Source organism: Chloroflexus sp., from assembly GCF_034432675.1.
In the GTDB taxonomy this organism is placed as follows: Bacteria; Chloroflexota; Chloroflexia; order Chloroflexales; family Chloroflexaceae; genus Chloroflexus.
Window position 1 is genome coordinate 1 of the sequence record NZ_DAOUBI010000028.1, and the last position, 6,064, is coordinate 6,064.

The following is a 6,064-nucleotide window of genomic DNA, read 5'->3' on the forward strand; positions in this document are numbered from 1 at the left end:
AGATACGAGTCAGCCGCAAGGCACTCGGGGCAGGAAGAGAAGAGTGCGCACGTGTGTGCACTTTCTTGATAGCAGAAACGTGAGTTATGCAAGGCGAACCATGTCACATCACAGCGCAACGTAAGGCAATCCAGCTCGCTCACGGGCGGGTCAGCTTTTTGGAATGGCCTGCGGACGGACCGGTCGTTCTGTTGTGTCATGGCATTACCAGCAGTGCGGTCACCCTCTGGCGATTAGGTGCCGACCTGGCTGCCGACGGCTGGCGGGTTATTGCGGTTGACTTACCCGGTCACGGCCAGAGTGATCTTAGCCCTGCTCACGACATGGACACCATAGCCGGGATTGTCGGCGATCTGATCCAAGCCATCGCAGTCACCGATCTGGCGATGGTAGGCCACTCATGGGGTGGGGCAACAACACTGGCTCTCATCAGTGGACAGCATCCATCTCGCACCGCAATCAGGCGAGCTGTCTTGCTTGATCCACTCGTGCAGCAGGAAGCAGCCGTCGCACCCTCGCTGTTGCCCCAGTTTACCATTGGTGTCGGTCAATCACCCACCGAGACTCTCCCACGTCTACGCGAGTTGAATCCCGACTGGCATCCCTGTGATTACTACTGGAAATCCCAGGCGTTGGCTGAATGCAGGTACGAGCAGGTAGCCGGACTCTTCCTCATGCCAGAGGATTGGACACTGGTACCGCGCATTGCCCGGGTGCAGATACCGGTATTAATCCTTTTGGCCGAGCCTGCCTACACCATCATTCCACCGGCGATCCAGGACGAGTTACGGGCTACCGCACCAGCCGATCTTGTCCAGATGGTAACCATTCCGGGCACCAACCACAACATGCTGCGTGGGCCGGGGTACGAGCCAACCTTCCAGGCTTTACGTCAGTTTTTGGGATAACAAATGGCGGCGCCTAAACGCCGCCGCATCAATCCGAACGATCACCGGGCGCGGTCGGGGCGCTACATCGCCTCACGCCGTGATGGCACCTGGAGGCGAACCGGTCGTTCGGCGGCATGAGCACGACTCCGAACCAGCTCACTGTAACGGCGGGTTGAACGCGGATCGCGGTGACCAAGAATACGTCGCACAACCTGTTCCGGATAGAATGCAATCAGTTCGGCGGCAGCAGTGTGCCGCAGGTGGTGCAAAGTATAGCGGGGCTGCTCGCGGCCATTGACAATATCGATCAGGCGAGCAGCTTTACAAACAGTCACCCAGCGGCGGTGCAGGGTATCATACGACACTCGTGTTCCGCGTGAGGAACGGAACAACGGTGTCTCCGGAGTAGCGCCTTCCATATCACGAACCCATACCCGCAAGCCGCGGAGCGAGCGAGGCATTGCGTCAGGGGTCAAGACAATCATCCGCTTACTGCCACTCTTACTGTCTTGGACCAGAAGCATCTCGCGTCCAGGTTCAAGAATCACATCACCGAAGTTCAGATTCAACACCTCGTCTGTGCGGATACCAATCTCACGGAGCATCGTAAAGATCAGACGGTAGGGCTGCGGTGCCGCAGCAATTGCCTGATCGAGTGCGTGTAGCTCAGCCTCGTTGGTAATCGGTTGCGGCCGGTATTCGGTGGGCAAACGCCCATCAATCTGTGCAACCGGATTGTGCGTAACGTAGCCACGCTCTAACGCCCAGCGAAAAAATCGACCCAGACTGGCGATTCGCCGGTTTGTCGTGCCCGGTTGCTCCTGACGCCTCGTCAGGAACTGCTGAATGTCAGCCGTCGTGATCGCTCTCAGCTCCTTGCTTAGAGCAAGCCCGGCTGTACGCAGATCGCAGCGGTACGAGGTGATGGTATTGTCGCTCAAACCATCGTCGCGCTTCAAATCATGCAAAAATTGTTCGAGTTCGCTGATAATGGTGCGCGCATGCTGGGAACTGGCTCCGTTCGCCTCAGACATAGGACTCTCCTCTCTCCTGCTGTGATGAAGATGCTTCTCTTCAGGGCATACACAGCAAGTAGCTCACAGCGCACCGGTCAGCGCCGTAAGCAATGACACTCCTGTCAGGTTGACTCTGCGCTGCAATTATCTATCAAGACCCTATCTCGCAATAACAGATAGGTACTCCTCCCGAATATGGGAACAATGAAAGCATTATCACTGGGTGATAACTGCCGAATGCCAAAGATGCAATCTTCAGCAGCATAACACCGTGAACAGCTTCATTGTGTTCGGTATTGATTGCATTATAGCAAATGCTTTGACCTCATGCTAGTTCTAAAAATGAATATTTTTTGCTTCAAGGCAACACCATTATCGTCATGAAAACGAACAGAAAACCAAATCATGCGGCAGCACAAAATTGTTGGGAAGATAAAGCCCTCTCAGGCGTTAACGTTGCCTGATTAGGTAAAACGGGACGAGTGCCGGGCGGTGGTGGCGGGTTGAGTAGGTTGGAGGAAAACACCGTCTCAAGCCGTGGCCGTTCCACCGGACCTGACCTGATGGCGGAGTGTGGAGTGCTAATGGATAGCCCCCGCGGGGCTTCCCTGCCCTCAGCCAAGGCTTCTGCCCGCCGCTTCAGCTTACCTCTTACCCCGTCACCGCATCATCCGTCCACCAGCTCTGAACTGTTGTCCCCCATTCATCGCCAGCGCAATGCCATCCTGCAGCGTAGCCCGTGTCTCGAAGATACTCAGATCGGCACCAAGGCTAACCAGCGTCTGCGCTACTTCAGGACTGATTCCCGTCAGCACTACCTGCGTCCCCAGTAAACGCACGGCTCGCGCCGCACGAATCAAGGCATCGGCAACAAAGGTATCAACCGTTGCAACCCCTGTGATATCAACAATCACGATCTCTGCCCCGCGTGCCGACACACCTTCCAGCAACGTTTCGATGATCAGGTTAGCCCGGCGCTGATCAATAGTACCGATCAGGGGTAACGCTACGGCCCGATCACTGATTGGCACCAGTGGCGTACTTAATTCACGTAAGGCCCGCTCCTGCGCGTCAATAATCTCTGCCTGCATCTGCAAGCGCTCGAATTCGATGGCCTTGATTTCACTGATATTCTGCATCATACCGACCATTCGCACTGCTTTCCCATCCGGGCCGGCGAGAAAATAGCCGCGATCCAGAATCCAGACATACGAACCATCTTTGTGGAGAAAGCGATACTCAATGTCATATTCGCTCAAGCGAGCTTCAGCTTCCCCCAGTAATGCGACTGCCCGCTCGCGATCATCAGGATGGATCAATGTCTCCCACTGAGCGATACCACCAGCCAATTCACTCAATGTCCGTCCACAAACATGCTCGGTCTCGCCACTCCAGCTAATCGCACCACTAACGACATCGTAATCGTAAATCATCAGTCGTAATGCCCGAACCAGCATCGCATAACGCTGACGCAGATCATTGAGTTCCTGAAGCAGGCGTTGGGGATCGAGTGTCATTAACGACCTCTTTCATAACCGGCTGATCTTCATAACTAGCTGACGGTATGGGGATGCAGCGATGAGGTTATACGTGCATGATTGTAGGGGAAAAATGACTCTGTTGTCAACTCTCTTAAGCTCTCCCATACACCGGAATTGCTGCACCACTAATGCTACGGGCTGTCGGGCTAACGAGAAAGTGAATGACGGCGGCGATTTCTTCTGGTTTCACCCAAGATTCATAATCAGCTTTCGGCATCGCCGAGCGGTTCGCCGGCGTATCAATCACACTTGGTAAAACGGCGTTGACGGTAATATCATGAGGGCGCAATTCGGCAGCCAATGCTTCGGTCAATTGCAGCACGGCCCGCTTGGCAGCTGCATAGGCCGCCAGATTGGCACCGGCCTGAGTCGCAGTTCGGCTGCTAACATTCACAATTGCCCCGCCGCCACGAGCAATCAGGTGGGGAATGGCAGCCGCACACGAAATCACAGCCGTCTTTAGGTTTATATCAAGCTGCGCCTGCCAGAGTGCCCATGGCGTCTGATGCACTGGCTCGCCACCAGCGAAGCCACCGGCTGCGTTGATCAAGATGTCGATCCCACCATACGTAGCTGCAATCGTGCGATAGGCGGCCTGAGTTGCCAATTCATCGGTGAGATCTAGCGGTATGCCAATTGCTGCCGGTATACGTTTGGTAAGCGCCTGAAATGCATCCTCTTTCACAAAGGGAACGACAACCATAGCGCCGGCATTTGACAAACGTTCGACAACCGCAACTCCCAATCCCCCTGTGCCGCCAGTGATAATCGCAACCTTTCTTGCCAGATCCATGACTCTTCCTCTCGTGGATACATAAACAACTCCGGCGCACAACTACGCCAGAGTCGTCTCTATACGCAGACAAACGGAGAGCACTCTTCGCAGGCAACCTCATCGTTACCCGTTTTGGTATTGACTACTGCATCAGCAGATCGAAATGCGGTCGTCCGTCATCACCACCCAGTCGGCGCAAACCACGCTGAATGGCCCGCGCTGCACCTTCACCGATCCAGAATGTCAGCACTGAACCGACGATAAGGCCCAACGCGCTGCCCAACGCTGCGCCACTGGCGAACAGAACGAACCGTTTGCGTCGCGACGCTGCTTTGCGCCGCGCAGTCTCCTTGCCCATATGCTTCCTCACTGCACAACGACTACCGGCATCGCTTTGCTCCAAAGACGCTCCAGCCGGTAATACTCACGCTGGCTCTGGCTGAAGATGTGCACTACAATGTCGCGATAGTCGAGCACAACCCAGCCGGTGTCGGCGCTCCCTTCAAAACGCGGGCTTAACCCGTGCTCGGTTGAAATCTTCTCGTCGATGTGGTCGATGATCGCTCGCATCTGCCGATCGTTGTCGGCGGTACAAATGATAAAGTAGTCGGCAATGGTTGTCTGCGAGCGGATATCCAGCAGGACAATGTCATGCGCCTGCTTGTCTTCTACCAGCTCGACGATGCGGCGGGCAATCATTCCGGTCTCGATGGTTCTCTCCTCCTGTAGTGTATTATCGTATCATTCTGAATCCTATCATAATTGACGCACCTTGTAAAACTAATTATAGCAGGATCGCTGCGGCTAATCTACGATCGACGGCGTAGGGGATGGTGTTGCCGTATTCGCAGTGCTGCCGGTACCTGATGGAGGTCTGTGGTAGATCCGTCTGTTCAGAGAGGAGGATGGGTGATGAACGAACCGCTATCATTACGTATTGGTCAGGCGTGTCTTGAGGTGGTCGAGGGCGATATTGTGAGCCAACAGGTTGATGCGATTGTCAATGCCGCTAACGAACAGTTGCAGCAAGGTGGTGGTGTCTGCGGTGCAATCTTTCGCGCTGCCGGAGCTGCTGAACTACAACGGGCATGTGATGCTGTTGCTCCCTGTCCAACCGGCGAAGCCCGTATTACGCCCGGCTTTGACCTGCCGGCACGCTATATCATTCACGCGGTTGGGCCTATCTTCGATCACTATACACCATCAGAAGCCGACCGGCTGCTCATAAGCGCGTATCGCGCAAGCCTGGCGCTGGCCCGTCAGTATGGTCTACAAAGTATCGCTTTTCCCAGTATTGCCACCGGTATCTACGGTTTTCCGGTTACTCGTGCCGCACCGCTAGTCCTGCAAACACTCATCGATGATCTGCATACCCATCAGGCCCCTGGTCTGGTGCGGATGGTGCTGTGGCGAGATACGTTCCCGGTGTATCGTGATGTGTTCACCCACATGCAATCTGAGCGGAACCTGAACGGTGGGTAACCGGCGAGGCGATGGTAGAACTCATTTCCAAAAAGCTGTGCTGTCGTGCGTCCAGACAGTCGCCCAGGCGTCTGAATGCCTGTCAATCTTCAACAACAGTCTACCCGGCTCCTGGCTTGTTGGCAGAGCGAAGCTCCGGTCGTACCATCTTGCGCTGAGTTGGTTGCCTTACCCGCTCGTTATGCCCGTGTCGCAGCATTTAGAGTGCGGCAGCCATGCTGCTGCCGCAGCAGCCGTGCTCACGACCCAGCGCGTAGCACGTCGTTGGCCCCGCTGGTCACGAGGATGCTGTGGGTGCTCGTCACGATCATAGCGTTTGTCAGGAATGAATGAGATTTGCTTTGTTGCAACGATCGGATC

7 protein-coding genes are annotated in these 6,064 nt (G+C 55.2%); 2 read left to right on the forward strand and 5 right to left on the reverse strand.

Annotated elements, in window-relative coordinates:
• Window positions 1-86: 86 nt before the first annotated feature.
• On the forward strand, window positions 87-908 hold the full coding sequence (locus tag VAE55_RS02400; RefSeq protein ID WP_322814224.1) for an alpha/beta fold hydrolase: 822 nt from the start codon (window positions 87-89) through the stop codon (window positions 906-908).
• 62 nt (window positions 909-970) lie between these two features.
• Here VAE55_RS02400 and VAE55_RS02405 read toward each other — a convergent pair whose 3' ends face one another.
• The 5 genes from VAE55_RS02405 to rsfS form a co-directional block, all read right to left on the reverse strand.
• On the reverse strand, window positions 971-1,924 hold the full coding sequence (locus tag VAE55_RS02405) for a tyrosine-type recombinase/integrase (RefSeq protein ID WP_322814225.1): 954 nt from the start codon (window positions 1,922-1,924) through the stop codon (window positions 971-973).
• 641 nt (window positions 1,925-2,565) lie between these two features.
• Window positions 2,566-3,423, reverse strand: coding sequence for a PAS domain-containing protein (locus VAE55_RS02410; protein ID WP_322814226.1), 858 nt, complete (start codon window positions 3,421-3,423; stop codon window positions 2,566-2,568).
• A gap of 115 nt (window positions 3,424-3,538) precedes the next feature.
• Window positions 3,539-4,240 (reverse strand): SDR family NAD(P)-dependent oxidoreductase, encoded by a 702-nt coding sequence (locus tag VAE55_RS02415; protein ID WP_322814227.1) that lies wholly within the window; start codon window positions 4,238-4,240, stop codon window positions 3,539-3,541.
• 124 nt (window positions 4,241-4,364) lie between these two features.
• Window positions 4,365-4,580: a hypothetical protein gene (locus VAE55_RS02420; protein ID WP_012257175.1), complete on the reverse strand. Its 216-nt coding sequence runs from the start codon at window positions 4,578-4,580 to the stop codon at window positions 4,365-4,367.
• A gap of 8 nt (window positions 4,581-4,588) precedes the next feature.
• Window positions 4,589-4,921 (reverse strand): ribosome silencing factor, encoded by a 333-nt coding sequence (gene rsfS, locus VAE55_RS02425; RefSeq protein WP_012257176.1) that lies wholly within the window; start codon window positions 4,919-4,921, stop codon window positions 4,589-4,591.
• A gap of 210 nt (window positions 4,922-5,131) precedes the next feature.
• Between rsfS and VAE55_RS02430 the strand changes: the two genes are divergently transcribed.
• Complete coding sequence (locus VAE55_RS02430; RefSeq protein ID WP_416181161.1) at window positions 5,132-5,704, forward strand: macro domain-containing protein; 573 nt, start codon at window positions 5,132-5,134, stop codon at window positions 5,702-5,704.
• Window positions 5,705-6,064: the final 360 nt, after the last annotated feature.